Annotated in this window: 17 protein-coding genes and 1 pseudogene; 15 read left to right on the top strand and 3 right to left on the bottom strand. The window is 71.0% G+C overall.

Translation table 11 applies throughout. From position 1 onward, the window contains the following. Positions 1 to 41 precede the first annotated feature (41 nt). From JGS22_RS00195 to JGS22_RS00165, 7 genes are all read left to right on the top strand, one after another. Positions 42 to 338: a YlxR family protein gene (locus JGS22_RS00195; RefSeq protein WP_211043702.1), complete on the top strand. Its 297-nt coding sequence runs from the start codon at positions 42 to 44 to the stop codon at positions 336 to 338. Between the two features lie 148 nt (positions 339 to 486). After that, a complete protein-coding gene (gene infB / locus JGS22_RS00190; protein ID WP_216814791.1) occupies positions 487 to 3,534 on the top strand; it encodes a translation initiation factor IF-2 in 3,048 nt (1,015 codons plus the stop codon). A 220-nt stretch (positions 3,535 to 3,754) separates the two neighbouring features. Beyond that, the gene (locus tag JGS22_RS00185) at positions 3,755 to 4,051 is read left to right on the top strand and encodes a DUF503 domain-containing protein (protein ID WP_211041245.1); all 297 of its coding nucleotides are present in this window, start codon (positions 3,755 to 3,757) and stop codon (positions 4,049 to 4,051) included. Positions 4,052 to 4,230: 179 nt separating this feature from the next. Continuing rightward, positions 4,231 to 4,776 (top strand): 30S ribosome-binding factor RbfA, encoded by a 546-nt coding sequence (gene rbfA, locus JGS22_RS00180; RefSeq protein ID WP_211041244.1) that lies wholly within the window; start codon positions 4,231 to 4,233, stop codon positions 4,774 to 4,776. Positions 4,777 to 4,778: 2 nt separating this feature from the next. Then, the gene (gene truB, locus JGS22_RS00175) at positions 4,779 to 5,684 is read left to right on the top strand and encodes a tRNA pseudouridine(55) synthase TruB (protein ID WP_211041243.1); all 906 of its coding nucleotides are present in this window, start codon (positions 4,779 to 4,781) and stop codon (positions 5,682 to 5,684) included. 328 nt (positions 5,685 to 6,012) lie between these two features. Then, a complete protein-coding gene (locus JGS22_RS00170) occupies positions 6,013 to 9,582 on the top strand; it encodes a S1C family serine protease (RefSeq protein ID WP_211041242.1) in 3,570 nt (1,189 codons plus the stop codon). A 145-nt stretch (positions 9,583 to 9,727) separates the two neighbouring features. Further along, positions 9,728 to 10,696 carry a bifunctional riboflavin kinase/FAD synthetase gene (locus JGS22_RS00165; RefSeq protein WP_211041241.1) on the top strand — a complete coding sequence of 323 codons (969 nt, stop codon included), beginning with the start codon at positions 9,728 to 9,730 and terminating at the stop codon, positions 10,694 to 10,696. 93 nt (positions 10,697 to 10,789) lie between these two features. Here the strand turns inward: JGS22_RS00165 and JGS22_RS00160 are convergent, their stop codons facing one another. The 3 genes from JGS22_RS00160 to eccE all read right to left on the bottom strand — a co-directional run bounded on the left by JGS22_RS00160 (position 10,790) and on the right by eccE (position 16,739). Further along, positions 10,790 to 14,035 carry an SCO5717 family growth-regulating ATPase gene (locus JGS22_RS00160; protein ID WP_308405440.1) on the bottom strand — a complete coding sequence of 1,082 codons (3,246 nt, stop codon included), beginning with the start codon at positions 14,033 to 14,035 and terminating at the stop codon, positions 10,790 to 10,792. Between the two features lie 695 nt (positions 14,036 to 14,730). Continuing rightward, positions 14,731 to 15,570 carry a hypothetical protein gene (locus JGS22_RS00155; protein WP_211041239.1) on the bottom strand — a complete coding sequence of 280 codons (840 nt, stop codon included), beginning with the start codon at positions 15,568 to 15,570 and terminating at the stop codon, positions 14,731 to 14,733. Beyond that, on the bottom strand, positions 15,570 to 16,739 hold the full coding sequence (gene eccE / locus JGS22_RS00150) for a type VII secretion protein EccE (RefSeq protein WP_308405781.1): 1,170 nt from the start codon (positions 16,737 to 16,739) through the stop codon (positions 15,570 to 15,572). The genes JGS22_RS00155 and eccE overlap by 1 nt, the downstream gene beginning before the upstream one ends. 530 nt (positions 16,740 to 17,269) lie before the next feature. Here eccE and JGS22_RS00145 point away from each other — a divergent pair. From JGS22_RS00145 to JGS22_RS00105, 8 genes and pseudogenes are all read left to right on the top strand, one after another. After that, a complete protein-coding gene (locus JGS22_RS00145) occupies positions 17,270 to 18,883 on the top strand; it encodes a type VII secretion protein EccB (protein ID WP_211041237.1) in 1,614 nt (537 codons plus the stop codon). A 438-nt stretch (positions 18,884 to 19,321) separates the two neighbouring features. Continuing rightward, the gene (locus tag JGS22_RS00140; RefSeq protein ID WP_211041236.1) at positions 19,322 to 19,642 is read left to right on the top strand and encodes a WXG100 family type VII secretion target; all 321 of its coding nucleotides are present in this window, start codon (positions 19,322 to 19,324) and stop codon (positions 19,640 to 19,642) included. Positions 19,643 to 19,728: 86 nt separating this feature from the next. Continuing rightward, complete coding sequence (locus JGS22_RS00135; RefSeq protein WP_211041235.1) at positions 19,729 to 20,019, top strand: WXG100 family type VII secretion target; 291 nt, start codon at positions 19,729 to 19,731, stop codon at positions 20,017 to 20,019. Positions 20,020 to 20,340: 321 nt separating this feature from the next. Beyond that, the gene (gene mycP, locus JGS22_RS00130) at positions 20,341 to 21,630 is read left to right on the top strand and encodes a type VII secretion-associated serine protease mycosin (RefSeq protein WP_211041234.1); all 1,290 of its coding nucleotides are present in this window, start codon (positions 20,341 to 20,343) and stop codon (positions 21,628 to 21,630) included. Next, on the top strand, positions 21,623 to 21,952 hold the full coding sequence (locus JGS22_RS00125) for a hypothetical protein (protein WP_211041233.1): 330 nt from the start codon (positions 21,623 to 21,625) through the stop codon (positions 21,950 to 21,952). Before mycP ends, JGS22_RS00125 begins: the two co-directional genes overlap by 8 nt. 60 nt (positions 21,953 to 22,012) lie before the next feature. Next, positions 22,013 to 23,431, top strand: coding sequence for a hypothetical protein (locus JGS22_RS00120; protein ID WP_211041232.1), 1,419 nt, complete (start codon positions 22,013 to 22,015; stop codon positions 23,429 to 23,431). 70 nt (positions 23,432 to 23,501) lie between these two features. Then, positions 23,502 to 24,809: a S8 family serine peptidase gene (locus JGS22_RS00115; RefSeq protein ID WP_211041247.1), complete on the top strand. Its 1,308-nt coding sequence runs from the start codon at positions 23,502 to 23,504 to the stop codon at positions 24,807 to 24,809. A 191-nt stretch (positions 24,810 to 25,000) separates the two neighbouring features. After that, a pseudogene (locus JGS22_RS00105) lies at positions 25,001 to 26,182 on the top strand (S8 family peptidase). The last annotated feature ends 96 nt before the right edge of the window (positions 26,183 to 26,278 follow it).

Here is a 26,278-nt window from a genome sequence, read left to right as displayed (position 1 = left end):
CGTGGCGGGATGCGGTGCGTGCAGGGAGGTAGACTGAAGCAGTGTCTGGCCGGACGCGTTCCCGCGCACGTCCCGAACGTACCTGTGTCGGGTGTCGGAAGCAGGCGGCCAAGGCCGATCTGCTGCGTGTGGTGTTGGTCGAGGGGCGAAGTGTTCCCGATCTTCGCGGTACGCTGCCCGGCCGGGGAGCGTATATCCACGCTGTCCCCGGCTGTCTTGAACTGGCGGTTCGCCGCAGGGCGTTCCTGAGAGCCTTCCGTGTCAGGGGAGGACCGGGTCCGCCGGACACGACGGAGCTCGAGCGCCACCTGCGCGGAGCACCGAGCAATGAACCGTAAGACGACCCGCACGGATTCCCTGTGCGGGAGCTAACTCGCGAGTCGGAAGCAGGTCGAGATTGCGATGAGCACTCGATGAGTACGCGATGAGCGCCCATGCATAAGTAGCGAAGGTCCGGCGGAAGCCCCCCGGACCAGAAGGAGCGAAGTGGCTAAGGTCCGGGTATACGAACTCGCCAAAGAGCTTGGTGTGGAGAGCAAGGTCGTCATGGCCAAGCTCCAGGAGCTCGGTGAGTTCGTTCGTTCGGCGTCCTCGACAATCGAGGCGCCGGTCGTTCGCAAACTGACTGACTCATTCGGCACGGGCGGTGCCCCCAGCGGCGCCAAGAAGTCCGCGGCGAAGCCGGCGGCCCCCAAGAAGGCCGTCCCCAAGCCGGGAGCACCCAAGCCGGGTGCGCCCGCAACCCCCTCCCCCTCTCCGGCCCAGGAAGCACCGAAGCCCGGTGCGACCCCCGGCCCCCGTCCGGCAGCGCCGAAGCCGGCAGCCGCCGAGGAGCCGAAGGGCGGTGCGCCCAAGCCGGGTGCCGCGCCCAAGCCCGGCGCCTCCGCGCCGCGCCCCGGCCCGGCTAAGCCGGAGTTCACCGCGCCGCCCGCTGAGCAGCGTCCCGCTCCGAGCCGTCCCGGCCCGCAGGGCGGACCCGCCAAGCCGGCTGCCGGTGGCGCCAAGCCCGCCGCCGGCGGTGCCAAGCCCAGCAGTGCCCCGAAGCCGGGTGCACCGCGTCCCGCGGCTCCCAAGCCGAGCGGTCCCCGCACTGCGGGCCCGCGTCCGGGCAACAACCCCTTCACCTCCGGTGGTTCCACCGGCATGGCCCGTCCCCAGTCGCCGCGTCCCGGCGGCGGTGCGCCCAAGCCCGGCGGTCCCCGTCCGGGCGGTCCGTCCGCGGGCCCGGGCGGTCCCCGCCCGCAGGCTCCCGGCGGCAGTCGTGCCACTCCGGGCAACATGCCCCGTCCGCAGGGCGGCGCAGCCCCGGGCGGTCCGCGTCCCGGCGGCGGCGGTGGCAACCGTCCGAACCCGGGCATGATGCCGCAGCGTCCCGCTGCCGGCCCGCGTCCGGGTCCCGGTCGCGGCGGTCCCGGCGGCGGTCCCGGTCGTCCCGGTGGCGGCGGCGGTCGTCCCGGTGGCGGTGGCGGTCGTCCCGGTGGTGGCGGCGGTTTCGCCGGTCGTCCCGGCGCCCCCGGTGGCGGTGGCGGTTTCGCCGGTCGTCCCGGTGGCGGTGGCGGTCGTCCCGGTTTCGCCGGTCGTCCCGGCGGCCCCGGTGGTCGCGGCGGCACACAGGGCGCGTTCGGTCGCCCGGGCGGTCCCGCGCGCCGCGGTCGCAAGTCGAAGCGGCAGAGGCGCCAGGAGTACGAGCAGATGCAGGCGCCGTCGGTCGGCGGCGTGATGCTGCCGCGCGGCAAGGGCGAGGTCGTACGCCTCTCCCGCGGCGCGTCGCTCACCGACTTCGCGGAGAAGATCAACGCCAACCCGGCGTCGCTGGTCCAGGTCATGTTCAACCTGGGCGAGATGGTCACCGCGACCCAGTCCGTCTCCGACGAGACTCTGAACCTGCTCGGCGAAGAGATGAACTACGTCGTTCAGATCGTGAGCCCGGAGGAGGAGGACCGCGAGCTGCTCGAGTCCTTCGACATCGAGTTCGGTGAGGACGAGGGCGGCGAGGAAGAGCTCGCGGCCAGGCCGCCGGTGGTGACCGTCATGGGTCACGTCGACCACGGCAAGACGCGTCTGCTGGACGCGATCCGCAAGACCAACGTCATCGAGGGCGAAGCCGGCGGCATCACCCAGCACATCGGTGCGTACCAGGCCTCCACCGAGGTCAACGGCGCGGACCGGAAGATCACCTTCATCGACACCCCGGGCCACGAGGCGTTCACCGCCATGCGTGCCCGTGGTGCGAAGTCGACCGACATCGCGATCCTCGTGGTGGCGGCCAACGACGGTGTGATGCCGCAGACGATCGAGGCGCTGAACCACGCCAAGGCGGCCGAGGTGCCGATCGTGGTCGCGGTCAACAAGATCGACGTCGAGGGTGCGGACCCGACCAAGGTCCGCGGCCAGCTGACCGAGTACGGCCTGATCGCCGAGGAGTACGGCGGCGACACGATGTTCGTCGACATCTCCGCCAAGCAGGGCCTGCACATCGACAGCCTGCTGGAGGCCGTGGTCCTCACCGCGGACGCGGCTCTGGACCTGCGCGCCAACCCGACGCAGGACGCCCAGGGCATCGCGATCGAGGCGCACCTGGACCGCGGTCGCGGTGCGGTTGCCACGGTGCTGGTCCAGCGCGGCACGCTGAAGGTCGGCCAGACCATGGTCGTCGGCGACGCGTACGGCCGTGTCCGGGCGATGCTCGACGACAAGGGCAACAACATCCAGGAAGCGGGTCCCGCGACCCCGGCCCTGGTGCTCGGTCTGACCAACGTCCCCGGCGCCGGCGACAACTTCCTCGTTGTCGACGAGGACCGCACCGCCCGGCAGATCGCCGAGAAGCGTGCGGCCCGCGAGCGCAACGCCGCATTCGCCAAGCGCACCCGCAGGGTCTCCCTGGAGGACCTGGACAAGGTGCTCAAGGCGGGCGAGGTCGAGCAGCTCAACCTCATCATCAAGGGCGACGCGTCCGGTTCGGTCGAGGCTCTGGAGTCCTCGCTGCTCCAGCTCGACGTCGGCGAAGAGGTCGACATCCGCGTCCTGCACCGCGGTGTGGGTGCGGTCACCGAGTCGGACATCAACCTGGCCTCCGGTTCGGACGCCATCGTCATCGGCTTCAACGTCCGGGCCGAGGGCCGCGCGACGCAGATGGCCGAGCGCGAGGGTGTCGACGTCCGGTACTACTCGGTCATCTACCAGGCGATCGAGGAGATCGAGGCGGCCCTGAAGGGCATGCTGAAGCCGGAGTTCGAGGAGGTCGAGCTGGGCACCGCGGAGATCCGCGAGGTCTTCCGCTCCTCCAAGCTCGGCAACATCGCGGGTGTTCTGGTCCGCTCCGGCGAGGTCAAGCGCAACACCAAGGCGCGCCTGGTGCGTGACGGCAAGGTCGTCGCGGAGAACCTCAACATCGAGGGTCTGCGCCGCTTCAAGGACGACGTCACCGAGATTCGTGACGGCTACGAGGGCGGTATCAACCTCGGCAGCTACAACGACATCAAGATCGACGACGTCATCGCCACCTACGAGCTGCGCGAGAAGCCGCGCGGCTGAGGCGAAGCACAGCGGTGAACGCGGTCCGGGGCCGGTCGGTGAAGCTACCGACCGGCCCCGGGGCCGTCCCCGGCCCGGGCAGCCCGGCCCCGGGCGCCCGCAACCCCCCACCGGGCGAAAACGCGTCGATACCGTCCCGCCCGGACGTGTACCGTTCTTGTGTTCCACCCCGAGTCCGCAGCACCACTGAGGCCTTCCGGGTCGGCCAGACCCGTACTGCATGTATGTAGGGACACTGTCCTTCGATCTTCTGCTCGGCGACGTGCGTTCGCTCAAGCAGAAGCGCTCCGTCGTCCGTCCGCTCGTCGCCGAGCTGCACCGCACGTTCGCGGTGAGCGTCTCCGAGGTCGGCGAGCAGGATCTGCTCCGCAGAGCCACCGTCGGGCTGGCCGTCGTCTCCGGTGACGTCGGCCGGGTGACCGACGTGCTGGACCGCTGCGAGCGTCTTGTCGCCGCCCGCCCCGAGTTGGAGCTGCTGTCGGCGCGACGGCGTCTGTACGGCGAGGACGACGAATAGCGCGCCCGGCCACGCGTTCCTGCCGGGGCGGCTCCGCGCCGTACGCACCGCGGGGCGGGCGCCCGTACGGGCAGGCCGGCACGGGCATCCGTGCCGCGCCCCCGCCCCGACCGAAACACCGACCGACAATCACCGACCGACCGAAACACCGACTGACCGAACAGAGAGAAGTGAGCCGCATGACCGACACCGCGCGGGCACGCAAGCTGGCTGACCGCATCAGGGTCGTCGTCGCCGAGACTCTTCAGCGACGCATCAAGGACCCGCGGCTCGGCTATGTGACCATCACCGATGCCCGGGTCACCGGCGACCTGCGGGAGGCCACGGTCTTCTACACGGTCTACGGCGACGAGCAGGAGCGAGAGGCCTCGGCCGCGGCGCTGGAGTCCGCCAAGGGCGTGCTTCGCTCCGAGGTGGGCCGCCAGACCGGTGTCCGCTACACGCCGACGCTCGCCTTCATCCCGGACGCCCTGCCGGAGAACGCGAAGACCATCGACGATCTGCTGGCCCGCGCGAAGGCGTCGGACGAGCAGGTGCGCGAGGCGTCCTCGGGCGCCGAGTACGCCGCCGGCGCCGACCCGTACCGCAAGCCCGCCGAGGACGACGAAGAGGACGGGGCGGACGGCGACGTGCCCGCGGACGCCGCGGACCGCCCGGCCGCCGGTTCCGCGGAGGTCTCCGCCGGCGGGTCCGCCGACGGGTCCGCCCGGGGCAAGGACGACTGAGCGTGGGATCAGCGAAGGACAGCGGGGGGCCGGACGGCCTGATCGTCGTCGACAAACCGGCCGGCTTCACCTCTCACGACGTGGTCGCCAAAATGCGCGGTATCGCCCGCACCCGCCGGGTGGGGCACGCCGGGACGCTCGACCCGATGGCGACCGGGGTGCTCGTCCTCGGCCTCGGCAGAGCGACCCGACTTCTGGGGCATCTCGCGCTGACCGAGAAGGAGTACGTCGCGACCGTGCGGCTGGGCCAGGCCACCGTGACCGACGACGCCGAGGGCGAGATCACCTCCAGCACGCCCGCCGCCGGGCTGGACCGGGTGGCGGTGGACGCCGCCGTCGCCCGGCAGACCGGTGCCATCCAGCAGGTGCCGTCCAAGGTCAGCGCCGTGAAGATCGACGGCAAGCGGGCCTACGCCCGGGTGCGGGCCGGGGAGGAGATCGAGCTCGCGGCGCGTCCGGTGACCGTCTCCTCCTTCGTCGTGCACGACGTGAGCGAGTCCGAGGCGGAGGACGGGACCGCCGTCACCGACCTGCTGATCTCGGTCACCTGCTCCTCGGGCACCTATGTGCGGGCCATCGCGCGCGATCTCGGCGAGGAGCTGGGCGTCGGCGGGCACCTGACGGCGCTGCGCAGGACAAGGGTCGGGCCGTACGGGATGCGTGAGGCGCGGACGCTGGACCAGCTCCAGGAGTCGCTGGACATGCTGCCGATCGCGGAGGCCGCGGCCCGTGCGTTCCCGCGCTGGGACGTGCCGGAGAAGCAGGCCAGGCTGCTGGGCAACGGCGTTCAACTGGCGATGCCCGAGCTGCCGGCGGGACCGATCGCGGTCTTCGGCCCGGGGGAGCGCTTCCTCGCGCTGGTCGAGGACCGCAAGGGCAAGGCGAAGAGCCTCGCGGTGTTCGGCTAGGCGGAGCCCGAGGGCAGGCAGAAGGGACGGACGTCGCGCGGCGCGCGGGTCCGTCCCTTCTGCCGTTCCCGTTACCGGTTCGGAGGTGGCCTGTTCCCGTTCGGCGGGCGGGGCCGGACGTCGATTCAGGGGTGGCGGCGTGCTCCCGTCGGGCAGCGAGTGGCCGACCGGTTTCGCTCAACCGTCCGGGCGCCGGGGGGAGTTCACCCCATCGAGCGGGCGCTGGAAGTGAACAGGGGGCGCGCGGGGGCGTGTTCGCCCTCGGTGTGCCCCTGCGGCCCGCGGCTGGACATACGGTCTGGAGACAGGCACAGGAGGTTCAGCGCACATGGCAGTACCCGCGGCGCCCGGGTTGATCCAGATCTGCGACCTCGCAGGCCGGGCTCGGGGCACCGGTTTTCTCGCCGACGACCGGGGCACCCTGCTCACCAGCCACGAAGCTGTCGACGGGCTCAGCAGGCTCGTGCTGCGCACCACCGAGGGCGACACCGTGCTCGTGGAGTCCGACGGCATCACCCCGCTGCCCGGTTGCGACCTCGCACTGGTCGCCGCGCCGGAGCTGACCGGTCTCCCGCTGGTGATAGCGACCTCGCGACTGCCCGGGACCCGCGTCCTCGTCCGTACCGGCGAAGGCTGGCTGGACACGGTCGTCGGGGCGACGGCCGACGTCACCTACACCGCCACCGACCGCTTCCACACCCTCGAGGGCGCGTTGGAGCTGGAGCTGCCCGAGCGGGTGGGCGATGCGCTGCGGCTCAGTCCGCGGGTCACCGGAGCTCCGGTGCTGGACGCGGTCACCGGCGCGGTGGTCGGTGTTCTCGGTACCGCGCTGCACAGCCCGAGACGGGCCTGCGGGTACGCGGTGCCGCTGCGGCCGGACCCCGCCGCCGTGGCCACGCACGAGTACGCACCGCTCGCCGCGCTGCTCGCCCGCAACGCACTGGCCGCGCCCGGATACGGCGCCGACCTCAACCTCGCCGGCGCACTGCTGCTCACCGGTGCCTCCGTCGCCGCTGCTGCGGTGCCGCCGCCGGCCGCTCGTACACCGCGGCGCAGGCCGGCGACCGAGAGGGCCTTCGAGGACTTCCTCGACACCCCCGCCTGCCTGCTGGCGCTGGTCGGCGAGCCGGGCGCGGGGCGCAGCACCGAGCTGGCGGGCTGGGCCGCGCGCCGTGTTTCCGCCGCCGAGCCCCGGCCGACCCTCTGGCTGCGCGGCGCCGACCTGCGTGCCGGGGACAACGGGGTACAGGACGCCGTACAGCGGGTACTGGCCGACGCGGGCAGCCTGCTCGGGCGGCGGGACAGCGATGCTCCGGGGCCGGTGACCATCCCGCCCCCCGCCCACCCCGACGTGGTCGCCCGGCTCGCCGCCGAGGCCGGCCGACCGCTGCTCGTCCTGCTGGACGGGCCCGAGGAGATGCCTCCGCATCTGGCGCACGAGCTCCGCCGCTGGTGCCTGGGCACCGCCAACTGGCTGAGGGTCTCCGGGGCACACCTCGCGCTCGCCTGCCGCCCGGAGTTCTGGGACCGGGCGGGCCGGTACTTCCCCGAGGAGCTGCTGTACGGATCGAGCGGGGTCAACTCCTCGCCCCCGCAGCCCTCCTGGGGGCTGCAACTGCGCCCGCACGTGCCGCTGGAGGCCTTCCCCGGAGGCCACCCGTTGACCGACCGGATACTCGCTCAGCTGCGTCCCGTGGACACCCCGAGCCGTCCGCCGGACCGCCGGGAGGTGTACGAGGCGTGGGTGGCGCTGGTCTCACTGCGGATCGCCACCAGCCTCGGCGCGAGCCGCCGACCGCCGGTGGCGGACGCGGCACTGCGCCGCCTCGCGGCGACCGCGTCCGGCCGACTGCATCTGGCGGCGCGCCGCTGCCTGGGGCCCGGCCAGGGCGGGTTGAGCCGGTCCGAGTTCGAGGCGGTCTTCCCGTGGAGCGGCGGGTGGGCGACCGCGGTGCTCTCGATCGGGGTGCTCCAACCCGCCGGAGAGGGCTACCGGTTCAGCGACGAGGCGCTGGGGGACTGGTTGCAGGGAGCCCATCTGGAAGTGGACGCGGCGCTGGACGCGCTGGTGCACCACCCGCGGCAGAGCGAGGCCGTACCCGTTCCGCGGCACCGAGTCGGCCCGGTGGCCGAGGCGCTGCTGCTCTGCCACCACACCATGGGGCCGCGAGGGCTCGGACCCCGGCTGCGGGAGCTGATCGATGCCGTCGACCGCGGCGGCGACGAGGGCTGGTGGGCCTGCCGACTGCTGCGCCAGACCCTGCTGAGAGTGCCGGATGCCCGCCCGTACCTGCCGGTGCTGCGGGTGCTCGCGACGCGTCTGCTGCACGGTGGCGGACACCCCGCGTTCGGCCCCTCCTTCTGGGCCCGGCTCACGCTGGAGACCAGCCAACTCATCGATCTCCTGCGGCAGTTGCTGCCGCTGGACGACGCGCCGCCGGCCGCGGGGGAGCGGTACATGGACGTGGTGGCCCGGCTGCTGGCCGAGCGGCCCCGGGCGGTCACACCGCTGCTGTGCCGCTGGTTCAGCGACGGACGCGAGTTGCGTGCGCCCGGAGCCACCGTGGCGGGCGCGGCGGGCGCGCTGCTCTACGCGCACCGCCGGGTCGCCACCGACGAACTGGCCGATTCGCTGGTTGCCGCGCTGACCACGGTCGGCGGAGGTGCGGCCCGCGGCCTGCTGGAGGAGCTGGTCCAGGACGAACCGGTCGGCCTCGGCCGAGCCGTGCACCGGTGGTCGCGGGATGCCCGGGAGGACCGCCGCAACGCCGCCGCCCGCTATCTGCCGGCCCTCGCCGCCCGAACCGAGGCGGACCGGGGCGAACTCGCCGCCGCCGCACGCCAGTTGCTGCGCGGGCCGGACGAGGCGGGCAGACTGCACCCGGCCGCGTACGCGGTGCTGGTGCAGGACCGCTCCACCCGCGCCTCCTACCTCTCGGCCGCCCAACTGCGGTTCGCTCGCGAGCCGTTCGACCAGGACCTCGCCCGCGCGCTCGTCGGCGCACTGCACACCCACCCCCGGCAGGTGCTCGCCGCGCTTCGGCACCGGCTGTGCGGACCGGCTCCCGCGCGGCCGGAGACCGCGCGCGGGCTGCTCACCCTGCTCGGCGACGTCCACACCCCCGCGCTGGCCCGGCCGCTGTCCGTGATCGTCGGCGAACTCGCCCGCAGACGGCCGGAGTCGGCCGCCGAGCCCATCGCCCGCTTCGTCGACCGCAGGCTCGGCGCGGGCGCCTCGGCGAGAGCCGGCCTTCGCCCGCTGGTCGGCGAGCTGCTCAGCCTGCGCGCCACCGCCCCCCGTACGGCGCTGGCGCGCGTACTCGCCGCACATCGCGAAACGGGCGCTCTCGCGGAGGAGTTGGCGCAGGCGATGCTCGCCGTGGAGCGGGATCCCGCGGTACGGGGCGCCCTCGAAGGGGCGAGAGCCGTCCCCGCGCTGCCGGTTCCCACTCACCGGGTCGTCAGGCCCCGCGACCCGGTGCCCGGCGACCCGGCGACCCGCGACGCGGCATCCGGCGATACGGCGTCCGGCGGTACGGTGCCCCGCGACGCGGCCGGGCGCTCGTCGAATCTGCCGCCGGGCGCACCTGCGCCGTCCGCACCTGCGCCGTCCGCACACGCTCCGGGCGCGCACCTGTACGGTTCCGGCGCCCCGGCCCCCGGCAGTGCCTGGGGCGGTCCGGAGCTGCTCGGGGGACGGCCACCGGACGGGCTCGCTCCGGCACCGGGCCGGCCCGCGGTCGTTGCGGAGGAGTGCCCGAGTCCGTCCCCGCGTGAGGACGCGGCGCGCCCGAGCCCCTCCCCGCACGCGGACCGGACGCCGCCGCAGGCCGAGGAGAGCGGTGCGGAGGCGGAGGCCGGGCGCGTTCGTGAGCGCCTCGCGCTGGACATCTCCTGACGGGCCCGCCTGCGGAGTTCCACCCGACTCCCCGGCCCGTACCGGCCGCGCCCGCCCGGTGGGGGCGCGCGCCGCGGGCCTTCCCCGACATGGCAGGCTGGGGACCGTCAGGAACAATGCGCATTTTGGGCGAGGAGCGGGCACAGTGCAGCGCTGGCGCGGTTTGGCGGACATCCCCGATGACTGGGGGCGCAGTGTCGTCACCATCGGCTCGTACGACGGAGTCCATCGCGGGCACCAGCTGATCATCGGAGAGGCGGTCGCACGCGGCAGGGAGCTCGGACTGCCCACTGTCGTGGTCACCTTCGACCCGCACCCGAGCGAAGTGGTGCGCCCGGGTACGCACCCGCCGCTGCTCGCCCCGCACCCCCGCAGGGCCGAACTCATGGCCGAACTCGGGGTGGACGCGGTGCTGGTGCTGCCGTTCACGGCGGAGTTCGCCAAGCTGCCGCCCGAGGAGTTCGTCGCCCGCGTACTGGTGGAGAAGCTGCGTGCGCGGACCGTGGTGGAGGGGCCCAACTTCCGTTTCGGCCACCGTGCCGCGGGCGATGTGGCCCTCCTCGCCGCGCTCGGCGAGAGCGCGGACTTCGACTTCGACGTGCTCGTCTTCGACCTGTACCAGCGGGGCGAGGCGGGCGGCGGAGACGCGTTCTCCTCCTCGCTGGTGCGCCAGCTGGTCGGTGACGGCGACATGACGGCGGCCCTGGAGGTGCTGGGCCGTCCGCACCGCGTCGAGGGCGTCGTGGTGCGCGGCGCGCAGCGCGGACGCGAGCTGGGGTACCCCACTGCCAACGTCGAGACCCTGCCGCACTCGGCGATCCCGGCGGACGGCGTCTACGCCGGATGGCTGGGCGTCGAGGGCGAGTTGATGCCCGCGGCGCTCTCGGTGGGTACGAACCCGCAGTTCAACGGAGTCGAACGGACCGTGGAGGCGTACGCGATCGACCGCGTGGGACTCGACCTCTACGGGCTGCACGTCTCGGTCGATTTCCTCGCGAGGCTGCGCGGCCAGGAGACCTTCGACTCCCTGGACGGGCTGCTGGAGCGGATGGCCGAGGACGTACAGCGCTCGCGGGAGCTCGTCGCCGCGCACGGGGCGCCGCTGCCGCGCTGAACCCGGCCCGCGCCGCGATGGCGCCCGGCCGGACGGGATACGAGAAGGGGCGGGACCTCGACCGAGGTCCCGCCCCTTCTCGTTATCACCGAACTACTGCGGCGGGGGCTGCTGCTGCGTCCAGGAAGCGGGCACGGCGCCCGACTGCTGCTGCCCGGCCGGCGGCGCCTCCTGCTGCTGCGGCGGCCAGGGAGCGTGCTGCGGGTACGGCTGGCCCGTCCGCGGATCGATCTGCTGCTCGCCCTGGCCGTACTGCTGCTGCGCCGGCGGGTACCCGCCCTGGCTCTGCTGGCCGGGCTGACCGTACTGCGGCGGTGCGCCCTGGCCGGGCTGACCGTAAGGGTCGCCCTGACTGTAGGCGTCGCTCTGGCCGTAGGGGTCGCCCTGGCCGGGTCGGCCGTAGGGCTGCTGCTCGGGCGCGCCGCCCTGGCCGTACTGCGGGGGCGGGCCCGGCTGACCGTACGGGCCCGGCTGGCCGTACTGCGGCTGTCCCTGCTGGTCGGGTGCGCCGTAGGGCTGCGGCTGGCCCGGCAACGGGGGAGCGACCTGCGGCGGGTGGGCCGCCTGGCCCTCCGCGGTCCAGAGCCCTTCGGCCTGCTGCGCGTGGGAGAAGTCCTCGGCGACCAGCGAGGCGAGGTGGAAGTACGCCTCTCGCGTCTTCGGCCGCATCATGTCCAGGTCCACCTCGGCGCCTGCCGACAGGTGCTCGTCGAAGGGGACGACCACCACTCCGCGGCATCGCGTCTCGAAGTGCGACACGATGTCCGCGGTCTTGATCATCTTGCCGGTCTCCCGGACACCGGAGATCACCGTGATGCTGCGCTGGACCAGGTCGGCGTAACCGTGTGCCTGGAGCCAGTCGAGTGTGGTGCTGGCGCTGCTCGCCCCGTCGACCGACGGGGTGGAAATGATGATCAACTGCCGGGCGAGGTCGAGGACTCCGCGCATCGCGCTGTACAGCAGGCCGGTGCCCGAGTCGGTGAGGATCACCGGGTACTGGCGGCCCAGCACCTCGATCGCCTGCCGGTAGTGCTCGTCGTTGAACGTGGTGGAGACGGCCGGGTCGACGTCGTTCGCCAGGATCTCCAGACCGGACGGGGCCTGGGAGGTGTAGCGCCGGATGTCCATGTAGCTGTTCAGGTGCGGCAGCGCCTGGACGAGGTCGCGGATCGTCGCGCCCGTCTCGCGACGCACCCGGCGGCCCAGTGTGCCGGCGTCCGGGTTGGCGTCGATCGCCAGGATCTTGTCCTGCCGCTCCGAGGCGAGGGTCGCGCCCAGCGCGGTCGTGGTGGTCGTCTTGCCGACGCCGCCCTTGAGGCTGATCACCGCGATGCGGTAGCACGACATCACCGGAGTACGGATCAGGTCCAGCTTGCGCTGGCGCTCTTCCTCCTCCTTGCGACCGCCGAGCTTGAAGCGCGAGGGCTGGTTGATGTTGGCGCCCGGCTTCTTCTTCTTGGGCTGGCGCTGGAGAAGCCGGTCGGAGCTGAGCTCGACCGACGCCCCGTAGCCGAGCGGCGCACCGGGAGCGGCCCGCTGCGGCTGCTGCTCGCCCGGCTGCGCGAACCCGTAACTCCCGGCGCCCTGCGGCTGGTTGGGGTTCGGGTTCAGCGGGGCGGGCTGCTGGGGGTTCGGCTGCGGAGGCTGCGCGGGCCCGGCGCTGTGCGGTGCGAACTGCGCGGGGTCCTGGCCCTGCGCGGGCTGCTGCTGCGCGTACGGGGGCTGCCCCGGCGCCTGAAGGCCCGGCGCGGGCTGCTGGGCGGCCTGCTGAGGCGGTGCCTGGTCGGGCTGCGGATAGCCGTAACCCTGCTGCTGGGCGGCCTGCTGCGGGTACCCGTAACCCTGCGGGGTCTGCGGCGGGTACTGGCCGGGCTGCTGGGTGTGCGGCGCCTCGGGTGCCTGCGGTGCGGGCTGCTGCGGTGCGGGCTGGGGCTGGGCCTGCTGCGCGGGCCGGGGCTGCGCCTGCGGGTAGCCGTAGCCGGACTGCGGGGGCTGTTGCTGCGGGTAGCCGTAGCCTCCCTGCTGCGGGAACTGGCCCTGCTGCTGGACCGGTTGCGGGTATCCGTAGCCGTCCTGCGGAGCGCTCGGCTGACCGGCCTGCTGGCCCTGCTGGGGCGGTGCCGCGTGCTGCTGACGGGGGTCGGCGGCCTGGTAGTTGGGCGGCAGCGGAGGCAGCGCGCCCTGCTGGGGCTGCGCACCGGCGCCCCACGGCTCCCCGCCGGCGGGCGGCGCGCTGTGCGCCTGCTGCGGTGCAGCCGCCGGGTTCTGCGGGGCCTGCTGGTGCTCGGGCTGGTACGGCGCCTGGGGGTGCTGCGGTGCCGATGCCTCGGGTGCGGGCTGGGCCGGCTCGGGCGCCGGGGGCTGGGCGGCGGCCGGCGGCACACTGTCCGGCTGCGGTACGGAGTCGGGCTCGGGCTGCGAAGCCGGTGCGGCCTGCGCCGCCTCCTGCTGCGGTGCCTGCGGAGCTTCCGCCGTGGCCCGGACCGGCTCGGGATGGGCCTGGACCGGCTCCGGACGGGCCGGCTCGGTGGTCTGGGTCTGGTGGTCCTGGTGCGGTGCGGACTGCGACACCTCGTCCGCCGCGATCCGAGCAGCCGCTCCGTCCGAGCCGTGGTCGGTGCTCTCGGCCCGGGGGCTCAAGTGCGCGGCTGCAACGGGCTCATCGTCGTCATCGTCGTCGCCCCACACGTCCGCGGAGGGGTCGACTCCCGTACCGCTGCGGAACCGTGCGCTCTGCTCGTCGCCCGCGGCCGATCCGGCAGGCTCGGGCCCGCCGGCGGGCTGCTCCTCGGCAGGGGCGGCGGCTGCCCTGTCCTCCGTCGCTGCCGAGACCGGAGCGGCGGCGGGCTGCTCGTCGGCCGGCTGCAGTGTCGGGAAGGCGGGCGGCGCCGGCGCACCTGCTGAAGGCGCACCTGCTGAAGGCGTACCGGCTGCTGGGGTGCCGGTGGGCGGTGCCGGGGGAGCGGGCTCGGAGGCCTCAGCGGGCTGGAGCGTGGGGAAGGCGGGCGGCGCCGCGCCGTCCACCGGTGACTGCTGTGCCTGCGGTGTCGGTGCGTCGGACGGCGGTGCGGGTTGGCCTGCGCCCTGCGGGGGTGACTGCGGGGGAGCGGCTGCCGGGAAGGCTGGGCCCGACGGGCCGCCCGGGCCGCCCGGGCCGGTCGCGTGCAGCGGGGTGCCCACCGGTGGCGGGGGCGAGGAGGAGGCCCGGCCCGCGGAACTGCCGACGCCGCTCTCCTGCGAATACCAGGCAGGCGCGGTGAAGTCGAGCTGGAACTCGCCCGTCAGCTCGATGTCCCCGTCGTCCTCTTCCGGACGGAACTCGTCCCGATCGCGGTTCACTGTGCCTCCTGGACTGAAACGCACCTGAACGGCTTGACCGGAAACAGGCGGATCATGCGGTTGTCGCTGGCGCGGCTGTTCACGAGGTCGTGCCTCACCGTCGTACTCTCCCCCGAAGTGGCGTTCCTGCTGTGGTTCCTGCCGCTCGGAAGACAGCCTAGTCATTCGCGCCGACGGCCCGGCAGCTGAGTCTGCCTCGTTGCCGGTTCCGGCTGAGCGCTTGAAGTATGTGGTTGCGTGCGGCCCGAACACCCCAGTCAATCTCTTCCTTACTGTCGGGTCAATGTGTCACTCCCGCCGCTCGTCCAACGCCCCCGGCGGCACAGCCGGTTGGCCGGGCCGTCCCTGTCGGAGGCCCCGGAAGGCGTACGGCGCGCGGTGCGCAGCACGGACTCCCCGCGAGGGTGCCGTTGGCCCCCGTGTGGGGTAAATACCCGATCGTGTGCGGCTGTTGGCGACCGGTGGTGTGGAATCGGTCACAACCCGGCGCGCACGCCCCGTCACCCGCCCGGGGTGCGCCCGGCGCCCGCCCGGCCTCTGTCGTCCGGACAGAGGAACGCCCCGTTCCCGGACAGCGGTTGCTGCCGAAAGACGGGGCGCACTCGGGGCGCGTACGGCCGGCGGCTCGTGTCGTGTTCGCGCACGGCTGGATCGGTGCGGGGCGCGCCGGTTCGAACCGGTGGCGGGCCGTCGCCTCAGTCCATGCGCCGGGGCGCGCCCAGCAGGCCCGTCTCGGCGTCGGTGGGCTCCGTCAGAACGAACTGCTGGTGGTCCTTGGTGCACCACAGCAGGGCGTTGTCCGAGAGCGTCGGTATCGTCGCCGCGACCTGCCGCGGCAGCCGCATGACGCGTGCCACGATCTCCGTCTCCTGCGGCGAGAGCCGCTGAAGCCCCACCAGGTCCGCGCGGTTGAGCAGCCGGGGCGCCTTCGGGCCGAGGAAGGGCAGCACGGTTGCCACGCCCTGCCAGGGGCTGGGCGCGAGCTGGTTGCGGGGCGGCTGCGCGCCGCAGTCCCGTACGACCAGCACCGGGCTGGACACCGACGGCCCCTGCGGCGCGATCTGCCGCACATCGTGCACGGAGACCGACTGCTGGCCACCGCCCGCGGCCTGCGCCATCTGCGTCCACGCGGGAGTGCGGGCGGTCTCCACCGCGACCCTGGCGCCGACCGCCACCGCGCGCAGCGCCAGCAGTTGGGCGATCCACAGGCTTCCCACCAGCAGGACGTCCAGCGGCTTGGGCCGCAGCAGGCTCAGCACCGCGGGCTGGTTCTGCGGGTCGACGCCGATGACGATGCCGTCGTCGCCCACCGGGAGACTGAGCTGCCCGAGTGACTCCGCCGGCAGCAGGTGCCGGTCGCCGCGCGGCCCGCGCAGTCCGAAGCCCGCGTGCGAACGGCGCTGACCGGGCAACTGCGCGGGGGCCGCGTCCGGTTCGGGACTGGGCAGGTGCGAGGGGCGCCCCGGCCGGGCCGCTCCCCAGCCGCCGTCGCCCGTCCAACCGCCGGCCTGCGGAGGGTACGTGGGAGTGGACATCAGCGGGTACCTCCGAGCGGCAGCGTGGCGAGCAGACCGGGCAGTTGCTCACGGTCCAGCCGTACGAGCCCCGCCTTCGCGGAACGCGCCCGGCCCTCCAACTCCTGCTGCGCCGCCTCCAGTTCGTTCTCACTGCGGGAGGCGAGGCGTACGTGGCCGGCAAACGCGTGGGCGTTGTGGGTGCCGCGCGTCGCGGTCAGGCTGAACACGCTGGCCATCGCCCTGCTCCCGGAGAGCAACTGTGCGACGCCCGCCAACGGCGCGGCACCGACGCCCAGTTGGGGCCAGCCGCGCACCCAGTACGTGGTGTGCCAGCGGTCGTCGCAGCGCCAGGCGCGGGCGGCCTCCTCGGTGCGCCGACGGGTCTGGTTGTCCCGGCCCGCCGCGACGTTCGCGCGCGGACTGGCGCAGACGGCGATGCCGAGCGCGTTGACCAGGTCCCGCTCCTCCAACACCCGCGCATCCAGGCCGTGTCCGCTGAGCCGACTCACCAACTGGTCGGCAGCCCGCAGCAGCGAGCGCTGCGCGCCGCCGAGATCGCCGCCGCGCGCCTCCACCGCCTCGGGACACAGCTCCGGGTCGAGCTTCAGCGCGATCCAGGTCATCTGCACCGCGGGTGTCTGGGTCTGCGCCTGGATCGGCGCGTAGGAGATCGCCGCCACCGCCCGCTCGGGCAGGTGCGGCGCGGGCGCGGGCTGGGTGTACTGCACGAACTGCGCGGACTCCAGCCGGATGTCCTCGATCTCCAGCGCCGAGTGCAGCAGGTCCAGCGGCACCGTACGGCTGCCGCGCGGCGGACGCAGCGGCTCGTCCTCGGCCTCCACCTGCACCAGCGCGGTGAGGAACGTGCCGTCGCCGACGAAGCCGACCGGACGCCCCTCGCGGTCCATGTACTCGTACGTGCGCAGGCTCGGGTCGCACTCCACGATCGGCGCGAACGCCGACTCGACCCCGGGCGGCACGGACGTGACCGCCTGGCGGCGGCGCTTCATCGCCCGCACCGTCGCGAACCAGTCGGGCAGCGGGATCTGCCGCCAGCGGCCGAGTGCGGCGATCAGCAGGCCGGCGCCGAGAATCGTCATCAGCGCGGCGACGATCAGGTGTACGGCGAGACCCACCAGCACCAGCGCGACCGCCACCTGGATCAGTACGATCTGCTGCACCCGCACCACACCCAGGCTGCCGGTCTGCGCCCGGAGCCGAGGTGTGACGGGCCCGGTCGGCTGCGGCGCGCTCTGGGCCGGCGGGTGTGGGCCGCCGCCGTGGGCCGGCGGGGCCTGCCGCGCTCGGCTGCGGCGTCGTGACCTGGTGGCGGTGGACATCCCCCGGCCTGCTCCTTAGTTCTGGGCGTCCGGCGCTGACGCGGATGCGCGCGCCGCGGACGCCGATGTGGCGTGTGCGTGCCCGGTCGGTCTTCCCCCGCCCGTATCGGCCCAACCCGTCGTGGTTCGGGCCCTGCCGGGCCGTGGGACCGGTCCCACCGATGACGGTACGCCGCGCATGTGTGCACCGGACACCCTTGCGGAACAAGGCAGTTCGCACGAGGCTCGCTGTACGGGATCGCTCGGCCGCCCCGCTTCGTGCGATGCGAGACCCGGACCGTACGGACCGATCATCACACGGCATAGTAGAGGGCGCGCCGGCACCGCCGGACAGTGGTCACCCGACAGAACTTGGGACACGGGGAGTCAACGCAACCATGGCATCACGCCGGGACGAGCTGAACGCCTACAACTTCGCGCGCAAGCGCACAGTTGCCGCCTTCCTGAAGCCGCTGCCGAACGGCTCGGTGGAGAGCGCCCCGCGTCCCGTTCGCGCGCTGGTCCCCACCATCGTGCTGTCCGTGCTGATCGTTGTCGGCTTCGGCGGCTGCGGACTCCTGAAGCCCGCAGCCCCGCAGGGGTGGAACGCGCCCGGCGAGAAAGTGATCGTGGGCGACAAGTCCACCACCCGCTACGTGGTGCTGAAGAGCAAGGAGAAGGGCCCGGACGGCAAGGCGAAGACGCTGCTGCACCCGGTCCTCAACCTCAGCTCGGCCCGACTCCTGCTGGACCCCTCCAAGTTCGAGGTGGTCAAGGTCAAGGAGTCCATCCTGGACGGCGGCGACGCACCGCCGCAGGGCCCCACCATCGGCATCCCCTACGCCCCGGACCGGCTGCCGGACTCCAAGGACGCCGGCGCCAAGAAGACCTGGGCCAGTTGCGAGCGCCCGGCCAGCAGCGAGGGGGGCCGCATCCAGCAGAGCACCTTCGTCTTCAAGGACGGCGACGAGCACCTCGGAAAGCTCACGGCGGGCGGCAAGGGCAAAGTGGGCAAGCGCAGTTCGCTCTTCGTCCAGGACCCCAAGGGCGACGACTACCTGGTCGACGACCGCGGCGTCGCCCACCCGCTGGACGCCACCGCGGCCCGGGACCAGCTCGGCGACAGGGCGACCCCCGAGGAACGCGAGCGCATGAACGGCCTGCTGCGCGGCATCCTCTTCGGACAGAAGGGCGAGCCGCAGAAGGTCAGCGAGGAGTGGATGGACACGCTGATCAAGAGTGAGCTGCCCATCTTCTTCCCGCCGGTGCCGGGCGCGGGCGAGACGGCCGACACCGAGGGCGTGCCGCAGGAGCACCGGAAGGTCGGCCGGATCGTCGAGGGCGACGGCGCGTACTTCGTCGTACTGAAGGACGGCGTGGCCAACGTCTCGCCGTTCGTCGCGAAGCTGCTGCTCCAGGGCGAGGTGGGGGAGTTGGCCTACCCCGGTCAGGCGCCCGAGCCGGCCGTGCTGCCGCTGGCCAGCATCGAGGCGGAGGAGCCCGAGTTCATGGGCAAGCTCCCCACCGGCCAGGAGGTCGTCTGGCCGGAGGAGCAGACCCAGCAGGCCAACAACGCCCACGAGGAGGACGGCAAGCGCGTCGTCTGCAGCGTCTACCACGGCGGCAACCAGAAGATCGCCGGACAGGAGCTCTCCGTCCCGGAGATGACGACCTGGGCCGGCACCGGCAACCCGGCGCCCATCGTGGACGGCAGCGGCAGCACGTACGTCTCGCCCGGCAGCGGACTCCTCTACCGCGAGGTCACCGGCAAGGCCAAGGACAGTGGTTCGCTCTTTCTGGTGACGGACACCGGACTGCGCTACTCGGTGCGCGTCAACAACGACAGCTCCGAGAAGGCCGGCAACGCGGAGAAGGACCAGAACCAGGCCCAGATCAGGCTGGGTTACGGCGATCTGGCACAGCCCCTGGCCATTCCCCGGGTCTGGTCCAGGCTGCTGTCGGCCGGCCCCAGCCTCAACACGGCCGACGCCAAGCAGCCGCAGGGCTCCTGAGGCCGAGCGCCCAGGGCGCGGTCAAGCACCCACGGTCGGCGGGCGGTTGCCCCGCCGGCCGTTCGGGTTCCCGCCCCCGGTGCCGGTGCCGGGGCCACGCATCGGCGGTGCGGGGGTCGGCCACGCATCGGTGGTGCGGGCGGTGGCCATCGGGTCGTTCCCGGCATCCCGGACGGAAGATCGAATGTGTCCCCGGGGAAAGCGGAGCGGTTCCGTCCATCGTGTCCGCATTGGCGTTTCGATGGGCTAATTCGCTTGCTTTCCTGGGTAGTTGGGAAGTGTAGTGAACGCGTCACAATAGGCAGCCCTCTCATTGGGTGTGTCGGACCCAGTGGTTACAGTGGCTGTTATGGGCACCGACAAGGGGGTGCCACCACGGCAGCGCTGGCCTCGGCGGCACCGTGGTCAAGGTGCGAGTCTCATGGGGGACGTTGACTTATGGGCGGAAAATTCACGACGACCGAAGAAGAGATGGTTGCGTTCAGCAACAAGATCTCTTCTGTCAACAGCTCGATCCAGGGCGAGATCAAGCGACTTCAGACCGTCGTCGACACGGTCACCGGTGGCTGGCAGGGTGCTGCGGCGACCTCGTTCAACACCATGCAGAGCCAGGTGAACACCGACGCCACCAAGCTCAACCAGGTGCTCGGCGAGATCAAGGAAGCCATCGACTCCACGACGAAGAACTACGCCGCCTCCGAGGAGGAGCAGCGTCAGATCGTCACCAAGTCGGCCGGCGAGTCCTCGCCCTTCGGGTGATCCGCCCCCGTTGATCTCCCGCGCCCCGTGAGGGCCGCGCGGGACTTCACCGCACCCAGATCACTTCAACTCCCCGAGGAGACACCATGTCCGGCAGGATTCTGGTAAACGTCCAGACCATCAAGCAGGCTTCCAGCGATGTGCGCACCACCGCCGGAAACGTCCGCTCCCAGCTCGACGAGCTGGAGAGCGGCGTCAAGAAGATCGCCGCGAGCTGGGAGGGCTCCGCGAAGGAGGGCTACCAGCAGCGTCAGCAGGAGTGGGACAAGCGCGCCGCCTCCCTGCACGCCACGCTGCTCTCCATCGCCAAGGCCCTCGACACCGCGGCGGACAACTACGACGCCACCGAGCGCAAGAACGCGGGTATCTGGAGCTGAGGCACTCCTCGGACTTCGGATCGGCCCGCCGCGGCGTCGTATGCACGCCGCACGTCCGGGCCGCGGGGCGGACGCGCTGGGACAGTGCGTCCGCCCTCACCCGGGTCGGGCACCGTCGCGGACCGCACGACGCCCGTCCGGTGCGCGCGGTCGCCTTCAACGGACCGCCGCCCGCGCGAAGTTGAAGCCGTACGGCAGTGGTGATCCGTTCGGCCCGGGGCTCCGGCCCGGTGCCGGCACGCAGGAGCACCGCGCTCGCCACCACCGGGTCCGCCTCGGCGGGTCCGGATCACTACTCGCCAACGGAAGAGCGGAACACTCGTGGGACACCGAGCCACAGGACAGCGAGCCGGGCGGCTGCGCCGCAGCGCGCGCACAGCGGTGATCACACTGTGCGTCACCGGCCTGTTCGGTGCGCCCGTTCTGCCGGCCCAGGCGGACGAGGGGCCGAGCGCGCAGGACGACAACCCCGGCACCGTCCTGAACAACGGCGAGTGCGATTTCCCCGCCGACCCGATCGCAGGCACCCCGTGGGCTCTCCAGCGTCTCCTCTTCGACCAGATCTGGGAGGAGACCAAGGGTAAGGGCGTCGAGATCGCCGTCATCGACAGCGGCACCGACAACCAGCACCCGCAGCTCAAGAGCGCGGTGTCCAAGGGCCGCGACGTGATCACCAAAAAGGGTGACGGCACCTCCGACCAGGCCGGTCACGGCACCAAGGTCGGCGGCATCATCGCCGCCCGCCCGGCGGGCGGCACCGGCTTCGTCGGCATCGCGCCCGAGGCGACCCTCTTCCCGATCCGGCAGAACGACAACGAGGTCAAGGGCACCGTCAAGACGATGGTGCAGGCGATCGACGCCGCGATCAGCCGCAAGGTCGACATCATCAACATCTCGCAGGGCACCAGCGCCCAGCTCGCCGACGACTCGCCCCTGCACCGCGCCGTGGCGCGTGCGCAACGGGCCAACATCCTCGTCATCGCCTCCGCGGGCAACGACGGCGCCTCCGGCGAGGAGAAGGACAACTTCCCGGCCTCGATCCCCGGCGTCCTCGGCGTCGCCGCCTCCGACCGCAACAACGAGCGTGCCGGCTTCTCCCAGTCCGGCGAAGCCGTCGACATCGCCGCGCCCGGTGTCGACATCGTCTCCACCGTTCCCGGCGCCGGCCACTGCGTCGACAACGGCACCAGCTTCGCCGCACCGTACGTCGCGGGCGTCGCCGCCCTCGTACGCGCCAAGTACCCCAAGTGGGACTACAAGCAGGTCAGTTGGCACCTCCAGGAGACCGCCGACCGGGTCAGCCTCAACCGCGACAAGAACGTCGGCTGGGGAGTGGTCGACCCGATGGCCGCGCTGGGCGGCGACGGCGAACCCCCCGCCGGGCCCCCCGCGCCGGACAAGGCAGAGAACACCGGCGTCAACGCGGACAACATCCTCCCGGCCCCCGTCGTCCTCGGCGAAACCCCCCAGGAGCGCCGCGTCCGCTACGGGCTCTACATCTTCACCGGCGGCGTACTCGGTGTCGCCGTCGTCGTCGGCACATCCATCGCCATCCGCGACTGGCGCCGCAAGACATCACACAACCTTCACGGGGAGGCCATCAATGGCTAAGGGCGACTACCGCGTTGACCTGAGCTCACTGGAGCAGGTCATCAAGGAGCTGAACGGAGTACTTAAGTCCCTCAGCGGCGCTGATTCGGATGCGAAGTACAAGACCAACCTTCCGCCCGGCGCACTGGGTTCGGACTCCGGCGGATTCATCTTCCAGGAGGCCGAGGGGCTCACCAAGGCGCACTCCGTGATGAAGACGCACATCGAGGAAGTGGTGCAGCACCTCAACGACGTGACGGACAAGTTCGGCAAGAAGACGTCCAAGGCCCACGGCGCGTACCAGGACCAGGACGCCGACGTCGTGAAGAGCATGCGGGGCTGACGTGGCGGGCTCTGCGGACAGCGCAAGCAACGGAACCAGTGACACCAGGGGGCTGCAATCATGAGTGACGGTCCGAGGTACAACTCGACCTACAACCCGGCTCAGCAGTGCTTCAACGAGAAGCACACCACCAACTTCGTCCACCTCGAGACTCCGGTGCTCAAGGGGATGATCACTTCGGCCAGCCCCAGCCAGGTCGCGACCGTGGCGGAAGGGTGGTCGGGGCTCTACACGAAGCTCGTGGGCGGCAAACCGAGTGACACCGAGGTCGCGGGTGGCGGAATCCTGAAGGATTTCGAACGCGCGGTGGACAAGGTCCTCGAGGACTGGCAGGGCGACGCCGCGGACAAGTTCAAGGCCGAAGCGGCAAAGATTAAGAAGAAGATCTCCGACGGTGCCCAGTACGCGAAGTACACGCACATCGCCATGGACAGCACCGCCCGGGTACTTGGAGACATCAAGCCCAAGATCGTCAACGCGGAAGCACCCGACAAGGGGAGCAGCGCGGGCGACTTCGTGAAGGACCTCGGCAGCCGCGACGACAGCGGCTTCCGCAGCGACATCGCAGCCGGTATGTCCACCCAACAGGCGCTCGACAAGCACCGCGGCGACCTCTCGAAGGGCAAGGAGTTCCACGTCCAACTCGCCATCGAGATGGAGCGCTTGGGCTCGCTCTACAACTCCCAGGCCAAAGCCATGGGCTCCTGGGAGCGGCGGAGTGCGCGGCTGGACGGCGAGGACTACCCCGGAGACCCCGGGGGAATCCTGCCTGTAGCAGCGGTGCTGCCGCCGAACAGCTCGGGCGGGAACCCCGCTGGTCTGGACGCCGGGAAGCTGGGACAGAAGGGGCCTGCCTTCGATGGTGGCGGGCTCAACTCGCCGCGCCCGGACGGCATCGCGGGTGGTATCGGTACCGGGGGGCCGGGATCCGGACCCTCCTCGCAGGTGGGGACCGGCCTGAACAGCGCAGGCGTGGGCTCCGGCATCTCCGGCGGCGGAGGTCTGGGCACCCTGGGCGCGGGTAACCCGGGCGGCCCTCCCGCCGGTGGTGGTGGCGGGCCTTCAGGCGTGGGCGCCCTTCCTCCCGGTGGCATTGCCGGCGGTTCTGCTCGTGGCGGTGGTGCGGGAACGAGAGGCCGCATGGGCGGCGTCCCCGGCATGGGCGGCGCCAATGCTGGAGCAGGTGGCGCCAAGAAGGGCGGCACCGGCAAAGGTGGCATCGCAAAGGCCAAGGGCGGGGTCGTCGGCGCGAGCGGGAAGAATGCGGCCCGAGCGCAGGGGGGGGCAGGGCTGCATCGGAGCAGAGGAGGGTCCCAGAAGGGGAAGCCCGCTGGGCGTGGCGCAGGCATGGTCGGTGCACCTGGAGCTCGCGGCAAGGTGGACGAGAAGAACGGCGAGGGGAAGCGCCCTGACTACCTCGTGGAGGACGAGGAGACCTGGGTGCCCAAGAAGAACGTATCCCCTCGCGTAGTCGAATGACCTGAGGCGTGCAGTCGGGCACTCGGGGGCGGCCCACGCATTCAATAGCTTTCTGTTGAAAGGAATGAGTATGAATGTCTCGCGCACCTGGCGTGCGGTGACTGGCATCGTACTGGCGAGTGGGTTGCTCCTTGGTGCCTCCTCTACAGCTTCCGCTGATCAAGTCAGGGACGATCAATGGCCGCTTGAAGCCTTTGGTGCTGAGGACATCTGGAAGGTCAGCACCGGGAAGGGCGTGACAGTAGCCGTCATCGATGACGGTGTCTACGCCAAGCATCGTGATCTGCGCAACAACGTAATAGAGGGTAAGGATTTCATCGACGATAGAGGCGCGACCAACCCCGACGGGAATCACGGAACCGGAATGGCCGGTCTTATTGCTGGTCACGGGCACGGTCCCAGCGGATCCGAGGGAGTGAAGGGACTCGCGCCTGATGCTACCATTCTCGCGATTCGCGACATGGGATTGAGTGGTAAAGGCCTCAGCGAGTCCATTCGCTATGCCGTAGACGAAGGCGCTGACGTCATCAATATGTCGATTGGTGGCACGCCGAACTCGCATGACGCTGCCGCAATCGAGTACGCCCTGGATAATGACGTATTGCTGGTTGCGGCCTCGGGAAATACAGGCGAAGGGCCAGGTGGCGATAACTACCCGGCTCGCTATCCAGGTGTTTTGGGTGTGGGGGGTATTAAAAGTGATGGCGAGCTCTGGGAGAGTAGCAATTTTGGTCCGCATGTTCTGTTGACTGCCCCAGCTAAGAGTGTGGTGACCACTGGCGGAGAAGCGGAACTCGGTGAGTACGGAAAAGGTTCCGGAACTTCGAGCTCTACCTCCTACGTCTCAGCAACCGCGGCGCTCATCAAGTCGAAATTTCCTGACCTGACTCCGGGGCAGATCGTCAACCGCATGGTCAAGACGGCAGGTCTTCCCGACTCGGCGAAGGGTCTTTCGTTGCCCGACCAGAAGTACGGTTACGGCTACATCCAGCCGCTCGCCGCGCTCACCAAGGACATTCCTGCCGGTTCGAAGATGGGGCAGCTCAAGTCCCCCGAGGTGCCGAGCTCGGAACCTTCTGCTCCTCCAGCGGGCGGGGCCGAGCCCGGGGCGGACGCCAGCGCTTCGGAGAACAGCGGCTCCGACAGCACGAACATGTTGCTTCTCGGTGGTGGGGTCGTCGCCTTCCTGGCGGTCGCGATTGGCGCAGCCGTCCTGTTCATGCGCCGTCAGACGAGGCGTGCGGCCGTGCCCTCCGGCAACGCCGCACATGGAGCAGGGATGTACGGCGGGCCCGGCCTTCCGCATCAGCCGCCACCCGGCCCTCCGCCCGGGAGCAGCTACCCGCCCCCTCCGGCGCAAGGCCCGCACAGGCCATAGCCGCTCACCCATGAGGGCCGCCTCGCACAGCCAAGAAGCGGTGCGAGGCAATGGCTAGGTGAATTCTGAAAATTGTGCAGAGTAATCTAATTGGGTCCACAGGTGTTTCGGCTGGGCCAGTGAACTGAAAGGCAGAATGTGTCTATCTCTCGCGCGCGGCGGGTGGCGCGGCATGTGCGGGAGCGGCGCTCTTGTCAACTGCTACGCCAGCTGTCGCAGACGAAACTCGAGACAAGCAATGGGCCTTGAACTATCTCAATGCCGCAAAGGCATGGGAGGAATCCACGGGCGAGGGAGTTACTGTCGCGGTCATCGACGATGGCGTTGACGGGAGCCACCCAGACCTAAAGCGGAACGTGCTGAATGGGCGGAACTTCACCGGCAGCGCCGGGGAGGCCAATGCTGAGACGAAGAACGACCACGGTACTGCTATGGCTGGGCTGATCGCAGCTCATGGCAGCGGGGCTGATGGTGAGAACTGAATCAGGGGTATCGCTCCTGATGCCAGAATTCTTCCGATCAAGGATTCGGACTCGGAGGACGAGGGTACCCGGTCGTATCTGGAAGCAGTGATGTACGCTGTCGACCAGGGGGCAAAAATGATCAATATGTCCTTCGCTACCCCCGGCGAACCTCGCAGCGATGATCAAGAGGCCATCGAATATGCCGCTGAGCGCGACGTCCTCCTTGTCGCTGGTTCTGGCAATGTTGGCTCGGAAATTCCAAATCATCCAGCTGTCGCTCCGGGTGTCGTCGCAGTTGGAGCGGTAGACAGGAACGGAAAGATCTGGGAAGACTCCAGCTATGGCGAACATCTGATGCTGGCTGCCCCGGGCGTAGATATCCAGGTTCCAACTGTAACCAGTCCTTACGGTCGAGCTTCGGGCACTTCTAACGCCACCGCCTACGTGTCAGGCGCTGCTGCGCTTGTTCGCGCCAAGTACCCCGATCTGACTGCCGGACAGGTTGCCAATCGCCTTGTCAAGACTGCCAAGCGGGCGGGAAGTGCGACGGAGGACAAGGCGGACCCGAAGTACGGCTACGGGATCATCCAGCCGTACGAGGCGCTGACCGCCGACATTCCGGCCGGCTCGAAGCAGGGTCCGCTGAAGACCCCCGACGGCGGCCTGTACGACGACGAGGCGCCCAAGTCACCCGACCAGGCGTCCGGTTCGAGCTCGGACGACGACGACACGCTGTTCATCGCCGCTGCCACCATCGGTGTCTTCCTGCTCGTGGTCCTCGGTGTCGTACTCCTCGTGGTACGGGCCAAGCGCAAGAAGCGTGAACGCCAGCTGCACGGGGGCGGTCACTATCCGGGTCCGCCGTCCGGTCACTACCCGCAGCCCGGTCAGGGCCACTACGGCCCGTAGACCTGAGGCGATAGCTCGAGCATTCCGCAAGGCCGCGTTCGGTGCACAGGCCAAGCACCGGTCGCGGCCTTGGTGTGTGTTGGCGGGCCGGCTTAC

This window comes from Streptomyces tardus (genome assembly GCF_018101125.2).
GTDB lineage: Bacteria > Actinomycetota > Actinomycetes > Streptomycetales > Streptomycetaceae > Streptomyces > Streptomyces tardus.
The sequence above is the reverse complement of the archived record's forward strand: the minus strand, read 5'-3'. Positions and strand labels throughout refer to the sequence as shown.

Coding starts and splice junctions, on each gene's coding strand:
- JGS22_RS00185 (WP_211041245.1), top strand. CDS start 3,755: ATGTATGTAGGGACACTGTCCTTCGATCTTCTGCTCGGCGACGTGCGT.
- rbfA (WP_211041244.1), top strand. CDS start 4,231: ATGACCGACACCGCGCGGGCACGCAAGCTGGCTGACCGCATCAGGGTC.
- JGS22_RS00170 (WP_211041242.1), top strand. CDS start 6,013: ATGGCAGTACCCGCGGCGCCCGGGTTGATCCAGATCTGCGACCTCGCA.
- JGS22_RS00155 (WP_211041239.1), bottom strand. CDS start 15,570: ATGTCCACTCCCACGTACCCTCCGCAGGCCGGCGGTTGGACGGGCGAC.
- JGS22_RS00145 (WP_211041237.1), top strand. CDS start 17,270: ATGGCATCACGCCGGGACGAGCTGAACGCCTACAACTTCGCGCGCAAG.
- JGS22_RS00140 (WP_211041236.1), top strand. CDS start 19,322: ATGGGCGGAAAATTCACGACGACCGAAGAAGAGATGGTTGCGTTCAGC.
- JGS22_RS00135 (WP_211041235.1), top strand. CDS start 19,729: ATGTCCGGCAGGATTCTGGTAAACGTCCAGACCATCAAGCAGGCTTCC.
- JGS22_RS00125 (WP_211041233.1), top strand. CDS start 21,623: ATGGCTAAGGGCGACTACCGCGTTGACCTGAGCTCACTGGAGCAGGTC.
- JGS22_RS00120 (WP_211041232.1), top strand. CDS start 22,013: ATGAGTGACGGTCCGAGGTACAACTCGACCTACAACCCGGCTCAGCAG.
- JGS22_RS00115 (WP_211041247.1), top strand. CDS start 23,502: ATGAATGTCTCGCGCACCTGGCGTGCGGTGACTGGCATCGTACTGGCG.